At 61.5% G+C, this 15,673-nt stretch carries 11 protein-coding genes; 1 reads left to right on the plus strand and 10 read right to left on the minus strand.

Annotated elements, in window-relative coordinates:
- Positions 1-13: 13 nt before the first annotated feature.
- The 3 genes from N688_RS07930 to N688_RS07940 are packed head-to-tail and all read right to left on the minus strand — an operon-like array spanning position 14 to position 4,798.
- Positions 14-748, minus strand: coding sequence for an ABC transporter ATP-binding protein (locus N688_RS07930; RefSeq protein ID WP_081838636.1), 735 nt, complete (start codon positions 746-748; stop codon positions 14-16).
- Entirely contained in the window at positions 748-1,713 is a 966-nt protein-coding gene (locus N688_RS07935) for an ABC transporter ATP-binding protein (protein ID WP_052888782.1), read from the minus strand. Before N688_RS07935 ends, N688_RS07930 begins: the two co-directional genes overlap by 1 nt.
- Positions 1,714-1,744: 31 nt before the next feature.
- Entirely contained in the window at positions 1,745-4,798 is a 3,054-nt protein-coding gene (locus N688_RS07940) for an FtsX-like permease family protein (RefSeq protein WP_052888783.1), read from the minus strand.
- Between the two features lie 773 nt (positions 4,799-5,571).
- Here N688_RS07940 and pckA point away from each other — a divergent pair.
- Positions 5,572-7,155: a phosphoenolpyruvate carboxykinase (ATP) gene (gene pckA / locus N688_RS07945; RefSeq protein ID WP_081838638.1), complete on the plus strand. Its 1,584-nt coding sequence runs from the start codon at positions 5,572-5,574 to the stop codon at positions 7,153-7,155.
- Positions 7,156-7,302: 147 nt separating this feature from the next.
- Here pckA and murD read toward each other — a convergent pair whose 3' ends face one another.
- The 7 genes from murD to N688_RS07975 form a co-directional block, all read right to left on the minus strand.
- A complete protein-coding gene (gene murD, locus N688_RS07950; RefSeq protein ID WP_052888784.1) occupies positions 7,303-8,700 on the minus strand; it encodes a UDP-N-acetylmuramoyl-L-alanine--D-glutamate ligase in 1,398 nt (465 codons plus the stop codon).
- A gap of 195 nt (positions 8,701-8,895) precedes the next feature.
- Complete coding sequence (locus N688_RS07955) at positions 8,896-10,245, minus strand: universal stress protein (RefSeq protein WP_052888785.1); 1,350 nt, start codon at positions 10,243-10,245, stop codon at positions 8,896-8,898.
- 66 nt (positions 10,246-10,311) lie between these two features.
- A complete protein-coding gene (kdpC, locus tag N688_RS07960; protein WP_052888786.1) occupies positions 10,312-10,932 on the minus strand; it encodes a potassium-transporting ATPase subunit KdpC in 621 nt (206 codons plus the stop codon).
- Positions 10,933-10,959: 27 nt separating this feature from the next.
- Positions 10,960-13,179: a potassium-transporting ATPase subunit KdpB gene (kdpB, locus tag N688_RS07965; protein ID WP_052888787.1), complete on the minus strand. Its 2,220-nt coding sequence runs from the start codon at positions 13,177-13,179 to the stop codon at positions 10,960-10,962.
- A gap of 3 nt (positions 13,180-13,182) precedes the next feature.
- Entirely contained in the window at positions 13,183-14,919 is a 1,737-nt protein-coding gene (kdpA, locus tag N688_RS07970; protein WP_202901863.1) for a potassium-transporting ATPase subunit KdpA, read from the minus strand.
- Positions 14,920-14,953: 34 nt separating this feature from the next.
- Positions 14,954-15,049, minus strand: a complete 96-nt coding sequence (kdpF, locus tag N688_RS22265; RefSeq protein ID WP_069801727.1) for a K(+)-transporting ATPase subunit F — start codon at positions 15,047-15,049, stop codon at positions 14,954-14,956.
- 112 nt (positions 15,050-15,161) lie between these two features.
- Positions 15,162-15,644, minus strand: coding sequence for a DNA-binding transcriptional response regulator (locus N688_RS07975; protein ID WP_052888788.1), 483 nt, complete (start codon positions 15,642-15,644; stop codon positions 15,162-15,164).
- Positions 15,645-15,673 lie beyond the last annotated feature (29 nt).

Raw genomic sequence — 15,673 nt, forward strand, 5'->3', positions numbered from 1 at the left:
GCTGTCATCCCGGCTAGCGTAGGGTACCGTCTGAGATTTCGAGGACGCGGTCGGCCAGCGTCACGGCCTCGGGATCGTGGGTAGCCATCAGCAGGCCGATGCCGCGTTCATGGGCCAGCTCGCGTAGTAACTGCATCATCGCGCGGGCCGTGGTGGTATCCAGGTTGCCTGTTGGCTCATCTGCTACAAGCAGGCGCGGCTCATGCACTAATGCGCGGGCCAGGGCCACCCGCTGCTGTTCTCCACCGGATAGCTCAAGACCGCGATGGCGCAGACGGTGGGCCAATCCCACGCGCTCCAGGGCTGCCCGGGCCCGCTGACGGCGCTCCCTCGGCTCCAGGTGCACCAGTCGCAGCGGCACCTCGACGTTCTCCTGAGCTGTCAACGATGGGAAGAGGTGGGCGTTTTGGAAGACCATCCCGATGGCCTCCCGACGCAAGCGAGCACGAGCCTGCTCATTCAGGCGGCGCAAGCGCTGTCCGAGCAGGATCACCTCCCCTTCGGTGGGATCGTCGAGACCGACCAAAATATTGAGCAAAGTAGTCTTACCTGAGCCGGAGCGTCCGCGCAGGACCACAAACTCCCCAGGCTCGATACGTAGTGTCACGCCGCGCAGTGCGTACACGACACTGTGACCACTACGAAACTCGCGCCAGACGTTGTAGGCTTCCACTACCGCTGGTGCCGGCGACTGAAAAGCTCGTTCGCTGCGCAGAGGGCGCTGATCAAAGCCAAGCTGCTCTTCCATTACAGCTGCTCCTCCCTTGACTCGCTACCGTTCGAGCCAACGGTAGGTTTCCCGTTGAGCAGGCTGCCAACGGGCCAGAGTTCCACATGGTCGCTGGCAATCACCACCTCAGCGCGTCCGTGAAAAGGAATGCGCTCCAGGGCCTCTTTGGGAAGCTGGAGCCGTCCCACGCGATCGATCAGCACCGACTCGCGGTGGGTCTCGCTGGGCAAGGCGATCACCGCGCTGGCGGTAGTGAGATGAGGAGGGACGCTAACCAGTGGCTCCTCACGGCGCACCGTCTCCGTGCTCGTGCGCCCATCGCGAATGGCGATCACCCGATCCACATTAGCGGCCAGAGCCGGATCGTGGGTCACCAGGACGATGGTCAGGCCCAGCTCCTGATTGAGGCGGCGCAGCAGCTGGAGAATCTCCCCCGCTGTCTGGGTATCTAGCTCCCCCGTCGGCTCATCGGCCAGCAGAACCTGGGGCCGATTGGCGAGAGCCACGGCAATGGCTACCCGCTGTTGCTCGCCGCCCGAAATCTGAGCGGGCAAGCGTTGAGCCGCCGCTTCCAGACCGATCAAGTGGAGCAGCTCACGTGCTCGTCGAAGGCGCTCGCGGCGCCCAACTCCGCTTAAAAGCTGCGGCAGCTCGATGTTCTCCTGCAAGCTTAGCTCAGGTAACAAATTGCGCCCGCTCTGTTGCCAGACGTGACCGACCACAAAGCGTCGGTAGAAGAGGCGCTGTCGCTCGTTGAGACGAGCCAGGTCGTAGCCGGCCACCAGACAGCGCCCAGCACTGGGACTATCGAGGCCGCCCAAAATATTCAGCAAGGTGGTCTTGCCCGAGCCAGAAACCCCTACCAGGGCCAGCATCTCGCCGGGCTGGACCTCCAGATCCAGCCCCTGTAAGGCCACCACTTCCAGATCAGCCACCTTATAAATCTTGACCAGGTTATCACAGACAATAATCGCTGACGTCATACAAACTCCTTACCAGTACGACCTACTCTCCCTAATCCTCGCTGACACGGAGCACGTAGCTCACCGCCGGGTGCGAGATGGTGCGCATCATCAGGCTTAAGGCGAGCCCGAAGAGGACCAGCAGAAGCACAGGAATAGCGGGGAGCCAGGCGGGAACGGCGAGTTGTACAGGCGGCATACTCTGCGCCACATAGAAAGCCCCGGACGACGTTGCCGCTGGCGCATTGCCGCTGGTAGCAGTAAAAACCAGGGCCGGCACAGTCAGCCAGGAGAACAAGGCCCCGAAGCCGATGCCGAGCAGCAGAGCGAAGGCATAGATCAAGAGTTGCTCCCAGGCCAGCGTCGCGGCAAGCTGTCCAGGACTGCCCCCCAGGGCCCGCAGCACAGCAAAAGCCGTCAGGCGGCGGCGCACACTCAGCCAGGAAGCCGTCAGGCTGCCGAAAAGGGCCAGGAGCAGTGCGCTGCTGGCTCCGATCGTCAGCACCCCAACCAGATCCAGATAAAGTGGAGCGCGCAACAACCCATCGCGGAGTGCGCGCCGGTCGAGTAGCGGTGAGAGCGCCAGCGCTCCTGTTTGGCTGAGTTGTTGGCGCAGCGCAGCTAGCCGGCTCTCATCGTCCACGGTTCTCAGCCAGACATAATTCAGCGGGGCCTCCTGAGCGACAAACTCCTGCTGAAACTGACTCTGCAGCACCCTCACGTAGGTACCGTAGTCGACGAGCACGCCGCCGTCGGGGACATCATCACCCGGCGAGCCACTCGGAGAAGATGAGGAAACAATGGTTGGAATAGCGTCAATCGTGGCCACATCGAGAAAGGCAAGCGAGAGTTGGCCATCGCTGCTGCTCAGCGTAAAGGTCTTGTGTGGCTCGAGCTGCAGCGAGCGTGCGGCATTGGCATCGACAATAGCAGGCACCACGTGCGTCACGACCGCGTCTCTGCCCGCGCTGACCAGCGACTGCATCAGCGTTGAGAGAGGCACAGCCGAGTCTGCTCGCCTCCACTGGGCTGTCTGAGTGAACGTCGCAGCATCAACAGCGCGGAGGGCGATCGATACATCCTGGGTTCCGCCCCCTGAGAGCGTCGTCGCCAGACCCGGCGAAGCCGAGACCACTCCTGGTAGGCGACGGTAGGCTGCCTTCAGGGCTGCCAGCTCGCTGGGGGCATGAGGCTGTCTGAGCTGACCGCTGAGATCGGCACCCACCTGAAAGGAGCTGCTATCATCACTACGCTGAACCTGCGAGGCCAATAGCACCTGAGTGAAAAGCAGGCAGGCCGTTGCCAAAGCCAAAAGCAGCGTCATGCGCAGAGACTGGCGAGGAGCGCGTGCCATTTGGACCAGGGCCAGCAGGGGAGCCAGACCACGGCGAGCAGCTGCCAGGCGCGCACCTGCAGTAAGAATGAGTGGGAAAAGGCGAAGGAGGAGCAACAAGGAGGCGAGAATCAAAAAGAGTGCCCCCAGCAAAGTGAGCGGAGTCAGCAAGATCAGGCGAGTGTGATCATCGAGTGCCTGCGAATGGATCAAATAGAGTGCCATCCCGTAGCCGGGCACCATCAGCAGCGCGGCCACCACATCGAGGTGGAGGCGCTGCCAGAGAGGGATCTGGCTGGTGCGGGCAGCTTCACGTCGCAAGGCCAGCACATCGGAGCGTGTCGCGCGCCCGATCGTGATGGCCATTGTCAGCAAGCCCACCAATGCGGCAGCCAGCGCATAGCCGCTCAGCGAAAAGAGTGTCTCCTGCGGCTGGCTGATCAGCAACTGCTGCATGAGCTGCTCGTTATCTGGCAAGAGCACATGAGCCAAACTGAGTGCCAGGCCAAGGGCCAGCAGAGGACCACCAACCAGGGCCAGGAGCACCAGCAGCAGTGCCTGAACCAGGAACATGCCAGCAACCTGCAGACGGCTGGCGCCCCGGCTCCGTAAGATCGCCACCGCCTCGCTTTGACGATCGATCAGCAGGTCGGTCATGATCGCAATGAAGAAGAGCACCAGGGCCATCACCAGCGCTACAAGAGAGAAAAGAGGGATCGTGGCCGTACTCATCTGAGTATAAAACTCCTGCAAAGCAGCGCTGGGCAGATTCACCTGCAGATGCTCTATCAGAGGAGGGGTATTCAAAGCCGGGTTATTGAGAATATTACTTTCGACCTGATCGATATTCGTGAAAAGCAGCTGGAGATCACTGATGCTGATCTTCTGGGGATCGATGTGATAGAGCCAGGAAAGTGTGAAAGGCTCTTCCAGAACGAGACCGTGCGTCTGTTGCCCGAAGCGGTCGAAGAGTGCCAGCAGGCTCTCAGTCGACGTCAGAAACGTCGCTTGCTGGCCCAGCTGTTGACCGTTGCTCACTCCCCGGGGGGAAGTTGTAAAGGTAGTGCCCTGCCAGAACGACGGGTCGGATTGAGGAGAGAAGACCCCCACCACGTGCAAGGTCACATTGTAGACGACGCGCTGGGTAGGAATCTGCACATAAGCAAACTGTGCGATAAAGGTCGAGCCGGGCCGGGCCTTCAGCTGGCTGGCTTCCTGAGAAGAGATGGCGATCTCCAAGGTATCCGACGAGGGAGAAGGCAGCGTTGCCTGGGGAAAGCGGCCTGTCAGCAAGGAAGCGTGAGCGGTCAGGCTGGCCGCTGGTTTGGTGACCAGCTGAACCTCGCTGCCGCTGATCGTCTGAGTGTCTGCATTCACCAGTGGCACAAGGGGCGTGGTGATGGAGAGACTGGCGTCGCTCAGATAGCTTCCGAGCAAGTGCCGGAACTGCTGATCGAGCAGTGCAGAAGCGTGGCTGAGTCCAGAGATAGAAAGCTGCTCCGCGTTGCTCTCTACCAGAATATCGGCGCTTTGGGGCTGAGCGCGGAAAGCGTCTTGCAAGCCGAGAGAGAGCGTCAGAGCGGAGTAGAGAGGCACGGTGCAGAGAATGATGACCGCGGTCAGCAATCCGAGAGCTGTCAACGAAAGCAGGCCCCAGGTGCGACGCAGGCGCCAAAAAGCCAGCCTGACAAGCGAGCGCGAAGGGGCTTCCCTGCCGTTGTCAACGGTAGGGGACGGGCCGGCAGAACGAAAAGCGGGTAGAAAGCGAGCCATGTTCTTTCCTTCCCGGTGCGATGCTGGACAGCAGGCGATCCACATTTTTGCTGGGCGGTTGGCGGTGGCTCCCACTTCCCTGGATGGATTGAGGGAGGGCAGGCGAGCGTGTCCAGGCACCCTGTTTCCGCAAAGAAAGGAGTAAGAGGTAGCGGGAGCAATAGGCTGTCCTGAAGACATGTGGATACCCGGCTGTCTCTCTATAGATAAAAACGAATAAATAGGCTCGAAGTCGCAGGCCTCTATCGCTGAGGGGAGAGGGAGAGTGGAGGAAGAACGAAGCACATACCTGCCGGGCAGGAGATGCTGCTGGCGCCTGCCGCTCCTGTCTCGGTCTGTAGGAGGGCTGGTGAGTGCCAACAACCTATTCAAATTTTTTTGCCAATGGATAAGCAACCGTTAGGTCAACAACGCCAGCGCAGCTCACTAGAGCCTGATCCATTCCGTTGTCTAGCGGCTGGAGAGGCTGAGAGAAAAGGAGCAGGCCCGCGACTCAATGGGTTGCTTTGTCCCGGTCAAGTTTGATAAACTAACGACCGGTAGGGGCATCAACGTTGCTGTGCGAACGCTCAAAGACGGATACGCACACGCTTGTATGCCGAGCGCCGGGCTTGCCTGAGCGCCTCGCTTCTCTTTCTTCATCGTGCTTGTTGGGCATCTTTATCGGGCTATGGCGTTAGTTTTTTCTCGGTCTCCGCTCAGGAGCCTGGGTAGCTAGGTATACGGCGGGAGGACAAAGCCGTTGCCAACGTGCCCTAAAAGGAGAACACTCTATGACAATGATGATGAGCCGGAAGGCCCTGGAAGAATATGGGCTGATGAACCTGGGCCAGATCCATTGGAATCTTGCCCCGGCCATCCTGGTTGAGCATGCTCTAGCGCGCGGCGAGGGAGCGCTGGCCTCGAATGGCGCGCTTGCCACCAAGACCGCCCCGCATACGGGGCGCTCTCCCAAGGATAAATACATTGTCTCGAACGAGGAGTCGGCGTCACGCATTTGGTGGGGGGAGAATAACCACCCGATGGCGCCGGAGCATTTCGAAATGGTGCGTCGTAGCCTGGCTGCCTATTTGCAGGGGCGCGACGTTTATGTGTTGGATGCTGCTGCCGGGGCTGATCCGGCTTACCGCATACCGCTGCAGGTTATTACGGAACTGGCCTGGCATAATTTATTCGCGCGCCAGCTCTTCCTGCGTGTGAAGGATGAGGATCTGGCCAGCGAGCGCCCGGGCTTCACGATTCTCTGCGTGCCCAATTTCCATACCGACCCGCGAACCCACGGCACGCGCTCGGAGACGGCCATCATTATCGACTTTGAGGAGCGCCTGATTTTGATCGCTGGAACTCACTACGCCGGCGAAATGAAAAAGGCGGTCTTCACTGTGCTCAATTTTATGCTCCCGGCCCGGGGAGTCTTACCGATGCACTGCTCGGCCAATGTGGGGGAGAAAGGCGATGTGGCGCTCTTTTTCGGCCTCTCTGGCACCGGCAAGACGAGCCTGTCGGCTGATCCGACACGGCGCCTGATCGGCGACGATGAACACGGCTGGGGCGATGCGGGCATCTTTAACTTCGAGGGCGGCTGCTATGCGAAGTGTATCAATCTCTCGCGCGAGCATGAGCCGCAGATTTGGAACGCCATGCGTTTCGGCGCCATCTATGAGAATGTCGTCCTCGATGAGAAGACGCGCGAGCCGCGCTATGAGGATGCCTCGATTACCGAGAATACGCGCGCGGCCTATCCGGTCGACTTCATCGACAATGTGGTTCTGGAGGGGCGTGCCGGTCATCCCCAGGCCATCATCTTCCTCTCGGCGGATTCCTTTGGGGTACTCCCGCCGGTTTCTCGCCTGACCACCGAGCAAGCGATGTACTATTTCCTCTCCGGCTATACCAGTAAGCTGGCCGGGACGGAGTCGGGGGTGACGACGCCGCAGGCGACGTTCAGTCCCTGCTTTGGGGCGCCTTTCCTGCCGTTGCGTCCCGGAGAGTATGCCAATCTGCTGCGCGAGCGCATTGTGGCCCACAAGGTGCGGTGCTACCTGGTCAATACGGGCTGGACCGGTGGTCCCTATGGGGTGGGGCGACGCATCAACATCAACTATACGCGGGCGATGGTGCGGGCGGCGATCAGCGGCGAGCTAGAGAGCGTGGAGACGACCACCGACCCCATCTTCGGGCTGCATGTCCCCGTGGCCTGCCCCGGTGTGCCTGCGGAGCTGCTCAATCCTCGCAGTACCTGGCCTGACCCTGAAGCCTATGATCGCCAGGCCAGTGGGCTGGCGGCACGTTTCAAGGAGAATTTCAAGCAGTTTACGCTACCGGGCGAGGAAGTGCGTGCTGCCGGGCCGCGCTGAGGCCGAGCAGCGACTCTACCGGTGAGTGATGGGGCCTGCCCGGCCAGGCCGGAAGAGGAGGGCTGCGCTGCACATTTGTACCAGTGCGGCCCTCCTTTTTCGTGGCGCTTTTGGCCCACAGCACAGTGGAGGCTGAGTCGCTCTCTGTTAGTGGGGGTGCTCTGGCTGTGGCTGCGGCCCTTTGCGCTCCTGCAAAGCGCGCACGTAGGCGATGAAGCGGCGACCGCGCTCGAACTCGTTTTGAAACATGCCGAAGCTGGTGAAGCCGGGCGAGAGCAGGACGACGTCGCCTGGGCGAGCCGAAGCCACAGCGGCAGCGAGCGCCTCCTCGAAGCGGTCGAAGATTCCCTGAACCGGGTCGGGACGTCCCTGCCTGGCGACCTCTGCGCGCAGGGCGGGCAGCAGCTCCTCGGTGCCGCTGCCCTGCAACAAGAACACTGCGCGGCAGCGGGCCACAATCTGGGCTGGCCAGTCTTCCAGAGGCAGATGTTTACTATTGCCCCCGGCGATCAGGATCAGTGGCTCACTGAAGGCTGTCAGTGCCATCCGCCCGGCCACCGGCGTAGTGCTGGTCGTATCGTTGATATAGCGTACGCCATCGATGATGGCCACCTCTTGCAGGCGGTGCTCGACGCCACGGAACTGGCGCACGGCGCTGGCGATGATCTCGTCGGGAATCTCTAGCAGGCGGGCGACGGTGGTGGCCAGGAGTACGTTTTCCAGGTTGTGCCGCCCTGGCAGGGGGGTAGCGCGGAAGGTAAAAGGCAGCAGCTCGTTGGAGCCACGGGAAAAGCTGCCACCGCGTTCCAGGCTGGCGAACCAGGTGCGGCCTGGAGCCTCCTCGCCAAAGCGGCGCGTCCAGGGATTATCGTAGTTGAAGACGGCCAGGTCTGTGGGACGCTGGTGGCGGAAAATGTTGGCTTTGGCTGCGCCGTATTCTTCCATACTGGCGTAGGTGTCGAGGTGATCGGGGTAAAGATTCGTCATGACGGCCACGGAAGGGCTGAGGTGGTGTTGCTCGAAGCCCTCCAATTGCCAGCTTGACATCTCCAGGACCACCAGGGTTTCGGGGGTGACCTGGGGGAGCAACGAGAGCGTTTCGACGCCGGCGACGTTGCCTCCGATAACCACGGGCTTGCCAGCGGCGCGCAGGATCTCGTAGATGAGCGTGGTAGTGGTAGTCTTGCCGCGTGTGCCAGTGACGCCGATGGTACGTCCCGGGCAGGCGAGCATGAAGAGTGCTAGCTCCATCTCGATCTGGGCGCCGTGGGCCCGGGCAATCTGCAGGTAGGGAGAATTGCGGGGAATACCTGGATTGCGAATCACGATCTCGGCCCAGCGGAAATCTTCTTCGCGATGTTCCCCAAGGATAAACTCAATAGGGAGGGCTTCCAGCGCGCGAATGCTGGGGGCCAGTATCTCTGCCGGCTTCCTGTCGGTTACACGCACAATGGCGCCCTGCTCAGCGGCATAGCGGGCCGCGGCGACGCCTGAACCCTGCAAGCCCAGTCCCATGACCAAAACACGTTTCCCGCGTAGCTCCATCCGTCAACAGCTCCTCTTCTCCGCTCGGGTAGGGAAGAAGTCTCATCAGCAGTATATAGGAGGTTGTATAGCAGCCTGGGTATGATGCTGTCAAGCCCTGGAGAGGCGATGTGGCTCTGGGCTGCGCGCTGGCCTGCGCTGGCCTGTTGCCAGGCGAACCGTTTCGTTGAGCTGCCAAGCAGCTGTACCAGCTGCTTAAGCGTGGAATAGGGGGGGGTCCTCCGCTTCGCTGTCGGGGCGACGCGGGACGAGGTGAATATCGATGTCGCTGCTGAGGCGAAGCAAGCGATTAACCAGCGAGCCGCGCAGCAGCTCCTCCCAGCGGCGGCGTGCTGGGAGGCCCAGGACGATCAGGGTGACGTGGCGCTCGCGGGCGAGCATAGCGAGCGCCTGGGCGATGTCGTGGCTGCGCACGTGGAGCACCTCGGCTCCCAGATCCTCGGCGAGCTGGGCATGCTCTTCAAGACGGCGCCGTGCGGCCTCCTCCTCGGCCCGCAGGCGGCGGCCATATTTGAGCAGGCGCACCAGGTGCGCCGTCAGGGCGGCGAAGCCGGTCGGCTCAACGGAGACGGCGATCAGCTGGGCCTGCAGGCTGTGGGCCAGGCGCCAGGCATCGCGGATCACCTGGCGGCTGTGAGGGCGGTGATCGAAGCCGACCAGGATACGCTCGCAAGCTGGCCAGGGTTTGTTGATCTTATGCGAGGCCATATAGTGCTGCAGCTGAGCCTCGGCCTTCTCGGCGGTGCGTCGGAGCGCCAGCTCGCGCAAGGCCGTGAGGTTTCCCTCGCGGAAAAAGTGATTGAGGGCGGCGTCGATGCGTTCACGGGGGTAGATGTTCCCATGCTTCATGCGCTGGCGCAGGGCATGGGGCGAGATATCGATCAGCTCGACCTCGTCGGCCTGGTCAAGAATCCAGTCGGGCAGCGTCTCGCGCACGCGCACGCCAGTGATGTTAGCCACAATATCATTGAGGCTCTCCAGGTGTTGGATATTGAGGGTGGTCACCACATCGATGCCGGCCTCCAACAGCTCTAACACATCCTGATAGCGCTTCTCATGCCTGGAGCCAGGGACGTTAGTATGGGCCAGCTCGTCGATCAGCGCCACCTGGGGGCGGCGAATCAGGATGGCCTCCAGGTCCATCTCTTCGAAAGTCAGACTGCGATAGACGATCTTCTGGCGAGGGATGGTCTCCAAATCACCAATCTGCTCGGCGGTGCGTGGGCGACCGTGGGTCTCGACGTAGCCGATGACCACGTCGGTCCCGCGACTCTTGCGTCGGTGGCCCTCATTGAGCATGGCGTACGTTTTGCCCGCTCCTGGGGCGGCGGCCAGGTAGATGCGCAGGCGCCCGCGGCGGCCCGAGGAGGGTCGCGGAGAGCGCCCTGCCGGGGCCGGGTTCTGGTCGCCGCCAGCTGCACTGCCCCACTGCTGAGATTCCTGCTGCCCGGCCAGATCCTCGTCGCGCAGGCCGTAGCGCTGCAGCAGTTCCTCGGGAGAAGGGCGTCCGTCGTTGGTCTCGCGCCTGGCTCTTTGCTCACTCATTGCGGGCAGGCTCCTCCCTGGTGGTCCTTGGGTCTCGTCATAGAAAGGTTCATCGCTTGGGTGACGTTAATGCTGAAGGGCATCGAGGGCCAGATTCAGGTCGAGCACATTCACGTGTGGCTCGCCGAAGATACCCAGAAAGCGCCCCTGCACATGGTTCAGCACGAGCTGGCGCACCGTCTCCTGGCTCAGTCCGCGGGCCTGGGCCACGCGCGGCACCTGGTAGAGAGCGGCGGCTACCGAAATGTCGGGGTCCAGGCCCGAGCCGGAGGCCGTCACCAGGTCGGCGGGCACCGGTCCCGGTGGGGCATTGGGGTTCTCTCGCTTCAGCTCAGCGATACGCTGCTGCACGGTCTGGACCAGGGCCTTGTTGGTTGGCCCGAGGTTAGAGGCGCCGGAATTCTCGGCGTTATAGGGTTGGGCCTTGCTACCGTCATCGCTGAGCGTAGCCGAGGGGCGCCCGTGGAAGTAGCGGGGCGAGGTCCAGTACTGTCCGATCAGCTCCGAGCCGACCAAACGGCCATTGGAGTAGCGCAGGCTACCGTTGGCCTGATAAGGAAAGAGCAGCTGAGCCAAGGCGGTGACCACCCCGGGATACAGCAGGCCCAGCAGAAGAGTCAGAAGCAGCGTCAGCATCAATGCCGGGCGGAGATACTCACGCGCGAGAAGCTTCCATGAGAGATGCATAGTGCTCATCCTCTTGAACAAGACGATCTAGAGTGTCAGGTGCAACAGCGAGAGCAGCAGATCGATGAGCTTGATGCCCACGAAAGGGGCGACAATGCCGCCCAGACCATAGATCAAGAGATTACGCCGTAACAGTGGGCCGGCCCCGATCGGACGATATTTCACGCCGCGCAGGGCCAGCGGAATCAGCGCGATAATGATCAAGGCATTAAAGATGACCGCTGAGAGCACCGCGCTGTGTGGGGTGGCCAGACCCATGATGTTGAGGGCATTCAGCTCGGGGTAGGTGGCCGAGAAGGCCGCCGGGATAATGGCGAAGTACTTCGCCACATCGTTGGCGATACTAAAGGTTGTCAGGGCCCCGCGCGTGATCAGTAGCTGCTTACCGATCTCCACGATCTCGATCAGTTTGGTCGGATTCGAATCCAGATCGATCATATTGGCGGCCTCTTTGGCGGCCTGGGTACCACTGTTCATGGCGACGCCGACATCGGCCTGTGCCAGAGCTGGGGCATCGTTCGTTCCGTCGCCGGTCATCGCGACCATTCGCCCGCCGGCCTGCTGCTCGCGGATCAGCTTCAGCTTTGTCTCAGGGGTAGCCTGAGCCAGAAAGTCATCGACGCCAGCCTCGCGAGCGATCGCTGCCGCGGTCAGGGGATTATCGCCCGTGATCATAATCGTCCGAATACCCATGCGGCGCAGTTGCTCGAAGCGCTCGCGCATCCCGCCCTTAACAATATCCTTCAGCTCAATCACGCCCAGCACGCGAGCCTGTTCCAGGTGATCCTGACCAGTGCGCCAGGTCTCAGCCACCACCAGCGGTGTACTGCCAGCGCGGGCGATCTCATCGACCGTATGCTGTAGCAGCTCGCTATGTTTGTCTGCGCCGCCGTGTTCCTGCACATAGGCCAGAATGGCATCGGCAGCCCCCTTGCGAATCGTGCGCTGTAGGAGAACTGTCTCCTTTTCTGCGCTAGTGCTGATGACCTCCCCACCATTGACATTGGCCAGGAGATCGAGGCCGCTCATGCGTGTCATAGCCGAGAAAGGCACAAAGCGACTGTTCTGGTGCGGCTGGAGGCCGTCCTCCTCTTCGACTCCGAAGCGCTCGCGGGCCAGGGTCACAATCGAGCGGCCCTCGGGTGTCTCGTCAGCCAGGCTGGCCAGCAAGGCGGAGCGAGCCAGGGTCTGCTCATCGACGCCGGGCATAGGCAAGAAGCGCGTCGCCTGGCGGTTACCCAAGGTAATAGTCCCTGTCTTATCAAGCAGCAACACGTCGACATCGCCGGCGGCCTCCACGGCGCGCCCGCTCATGGCCAGCACATTGCGCTGAACCAGACGATCCATACCAGCGATACCGATCGCGGAGAGCAAACCGCCGATGGTCGTAGGGATCAAGCAGACCAGCAAGGCGATCAAGGTCGCAATCGAGACCGGGCTCCCCGAGTAGATGGCAAACGGCTCCAGTGAAACCACGACCAGCAGAAAGATGATCGTCAGGCTGGCGAGCAGGATGTTGAGAGCGATCTCATTAGGGGTCTTCTGACGCTGGGCCCCCTCAACCAATGCGATCATCCGATCGAGGAAGGTCTCGCCAGGGTTGGCCCCGATGCGCACGACGATCCAGTCCGAGAGCACGCGCGTCCCGCCGGTCACGGCGCTGCGGTCGCCCCCGCTCTCGCGGATAACCGGGGCCGACTCTCCGGTAATCGCCGACTCATCGACCGCGGCCACGCCCTCGATCACCTCGCCATCGCCGGGGATGACATCGCCGGCCTCCACCAGCACATAGTCGCCCTTGCGCAGAGCGGGCGCGGGCACCTCCTCCCAGGGGGCCGAGCGCTCAGGACGGCGCAGGCGCTTGGCCGTCGTGGTCGTACGCGCGCGACGCAGCGTCTCGGCCTGAGCCTTGCCCCGTCCCTCAGCCATCGCTTCGGCGAAGTTAGCGAAGAGGACCGTAAACCAGAGCCAGAGGCTGACGGCCAGCACAAAAAGCGTCTCGTTATGCAGGCGTTCGGCAGAGAAGGCCGGCCCGGGAGTGGTCAGCAGCAGGCGCACAAACTCAATCGTTGTGATCAGGCTGCCGACCTCTACTACAAACATCACCGGATTCCTGATCTGCCAGCGCGGATCAAGCTTGCGGAATGCCTCCAATAAGGCGCGACGCACGATCTGCGGATCAAAGGAAGACACAGCTCCTTTGCGCCGTGTCTTCCACGGTCGCACTTCCAGTGTGTGGCTGCTCATTCTTCAGAAGGTCCTTCCTGCCAGCATCAGCAAGTGTTCAACGATGGGTCCGAGGGCATAGGCCGGGAAGTAGGTTAAGGCACCCACGATGAGGATGACCCCTACCAGCAGCGAGACAAAGAGCGGTCCCGTCGTCGGGAAGGTTCCTGGCCCGGCGGGCACCACGCGCTTCCCGACAAGCGATCCGCCAAAGGCCAGAATAGGGATCAGGAAGACGAAACGCCCGATCAACATGGCAAAAGCCCCAGTCCAATTGTAGAAAGGCGTATTGCCAGCCAGGCCGGCGAAGGCCGACCCGTTGTTGCCATTCGAAGAGGTATACAGGTAGAGGATTTCCGAGAGGCCGTGCGGGCCAGCATTGGTGGTCAGCGAAGCCAGGCCCAGGGGCGAGACACTGGCCACGGCTGCGAAGCCCAGAATCGTAGCCGGGCCGATCAGCAGCGCCAGGGCGGCCATCATGACCTCCTTACGCTCGATCTTCTTGCCGAGATACTCGGGTGTGCGCCCTACCATCAGCCCGGCGATGAAGACCGTCAGGATGGCGAACATCAGCATACCATAGAGACCCGAGCCGACGCCGCCGAAGATCACCTCGCCCAGGGCGATATTGGCCAGCGGGATCATGCCGCCGAGCGGGGTATAGCTGTCGAGAAAGCTATTGACCGCGCCGCAGGAAGTAGCGGTCGTCGTTACCGTAAAGAGCACGGAGTCCGTAATGCCGAAGCGCACCTCCTTGCCCTCCATGTTGCCGCCGGGCTGCAGAGCGGAAGTCTGCTGGTTGACCCCCAGATGAGCCAGCAGAGGGTTGCCACCCTGCTCGGCGGGTAGGGCTACGGCCACGGCCAGGACGAAGATGAGGGCCGAAGCCGCCCACAAAGCCCAGCCCTGTCGGGTGTCGCCAACCATGCGCCCGAACATGTAAAACATGCCAGCGCCGATGCCAATGATGGCCAGCATCTCGATCAGGTTACTCAGTGCGGTTGGATTCTCATAAGGATGGGCAGAATTAGCGTTGAAGAAACCGCCCCCGTTCGTGCCCAGCTCCTTGATGATCTCCTGGGAAGCGACCGGTCCCTGGGCAATGACCTGGAGGCCGCCATCGAGGGTATGGACGACCGTGTAAGCATTAAAATTCTGGACCACGCCCTGTGAAACCAATACCAGGGCCCCGACCACACAGATCGGCAGCAGGATATAGAGCGTGGCGCGCGTCAGATCGACCCAGAAATTGCCAAGCTGCTCGGCGCTGCGGCGTGCCAGGCCGCGCACCAGGGCCACAGCCAGCGCCATACCGGTGGCCGCCGAGACAAAGTTATGGTAAGCCAGGCCGGCCATCTGGGTCAGGTAACTCATGGTCTGCTCGCCGGCATAATTCTGCCAGTTCGTATTCGTCGTAAAGCTGGCGGCTGTATTGAACGCCAGCTGCGACTCTACCGGTCCCAGGTGCGCCGGATTGAGCGGCAGCCATTGTTGCGTGCGCTCCAGCCCATAGAGCAGGAGCATGCCAGCCAGATTAAAGACCAGCATGGCGATCACATAGCCGGTCCAGCGCTGCTCACGCTCGGGATCAATACCGCTGGCGCGGTAGAGGAAGCGCTCGAGCGGAGCAAAGACTGGCGACAGCCAGGTGCGCTCACCGTTGAAGACCCTGGTCATGTAGAGGCCAAGCGGCTTCGTGAGCGCCAAAACAAGCCCTAAAAAGAGAGCAATCTGTACAAGGCTATTGAGCGTAATGGACATCGCAAAAGCCATCCTCTATAGATGAGTGAGCTGCTTAGAAGCGTTCTGGCTTCAGCAGCGCGATGACCAGATAGATCAGCAGCAGCAGCGCACTCAAACCGGTCAGCAGGTATTCCAAAGGGGTATTCATCGAAGCGCTCCTTTGTGGTTGATCATTGGGACCTGCTCACAAGCGCTCGCAGGCCAGTGTGAAGCCGATGAAAAGCAAGAACGCGAACAGTGTCACCAGAACAATCACGACATCAAGCATAGAGCTTCTCCTCCCCTGGAAAGCTCACCTCGTGAGCCGGGGCGACCTGACCAGCCTGTCCCTCCTCTCCCCTTTCCTGCTCTCCCTGGTCATAAGCCCGTGCCACCAATCGCAGCAAGGCGCCGAGTGGACAGATGCGAGGCAGGCAAGCGAACGGACGTAGCTCTGGGCTAGCGTGTGTCTGGAGAGGATTAGCTGACAACAGGATGACAGGGAGACAGCAGGCGCCTCGTCTCGTAGCGTCTGGCGCGAGTAGAGCACGCGCGCGAGCCTGGCGGAGCAGGCCCCAGGCGGTGTCATCGCTCAAAGCTAAATCGACAATGAGCAACTTGGACCTTCGCGCAGCAAGCTGAGCCAGAGCCGCCGCCGCGCTATTACAAAGCACAGTCTCATAGCCCTGAGCCTGCAGCGCCCGCTGCAACAGCGAGCCGAGGAATGCATCACTTGTCGCAATCACGATATTACCTTGTTGCATCGCTGAATGTACTCCTCTCCTCTATCGAG

The organism is Thermogemmatispora carboxidivorans, from assembly GCF_000702505.1.
GTDB classification, from domain to species: Bacteria; Chloroflexota; Ktedonobacteria; order Ktedonobacterales; family Ktedonobacteraceae; genus Thermogemmatispora; species Thermogemmatispora carboxidivorans.

Bases quoted from the DNA above. Each gene is read 5' to 3' on its own strand.
- N688_RS07930 (WP_081838636.1), bottom strand. From the start codon at position 748: ATGGAAGAGCAGCTTGGCTTTGATCAGCGCCCTCTGCGCAGCGAACGA.
- N688_RS07935 (WP_052888782.1), bottom strand. From the start codon at position 1,713: ATGACGTCAGCGATTATTGTCTGTGATAACCTGGTCAAGATTTATAAG.
- N688_RS07940 (WP_052888783.1), bottom strand. From the start codon at position 4,798: ATGGCTCGCTTTCTACCCGCTTTTCGTTCTGCCGGCCCGTCCCCTACC.
- pckA (WP_081838638.1), top strand. From the start codon at position 5,572: ATGACAATGATGATGAGCCGGAAGGCCCTGGAAGAATATGGGCTGATG.
- murD (WP_052888784.1), bottom strand. From the start codon at position 8,700: ATGGAGCTACGCGGGAAACGTGTTTTGGTCATGGGACTGGGCTTGCAG.
- N688_RS07955 (WP_052888785.1), bottom strand. From the start codon at position 10,245: ATGAGTGAGCAAAGAGCCAGGCGCGAGACCAACGACGGACGCCCTTCT.
- kdpC (WP_052888786.1), bottom strand. From the start codon at position 10,932: ATGCATCTCTCATGGAAGCTTCTCGCGCGTGAGTATCTCCGCCCGGCA.
- kdpB (WP_052888787.1), bottom strand. From the start codon at position 13,179: ATGAGCAGCCACACACTGGAAGTGCGACCGTGGAAGACACGGCGCAAA.
- kdpA (WP_202901863.1), bottom strand. From the start codon at position 14,919: ATGTCCATTACGCTCAATAGCCTTGTACAGATTGCTCTCTTTTTAGGG.
- kdpF (WP_069801727.1), bottom strand. From the start codon at position 15,049: ATGAATACCCCTTTGGAATACCTGCTGACCGGTTTGAGTGCGCTGCTG.
- N688_RS07975 (WP_052888788.1), bottom strand. From the start codon at position 15,644: ATGCAACAAGGTAATATCGTGATTGCGACAAGTGATGCATTCCTCGGC.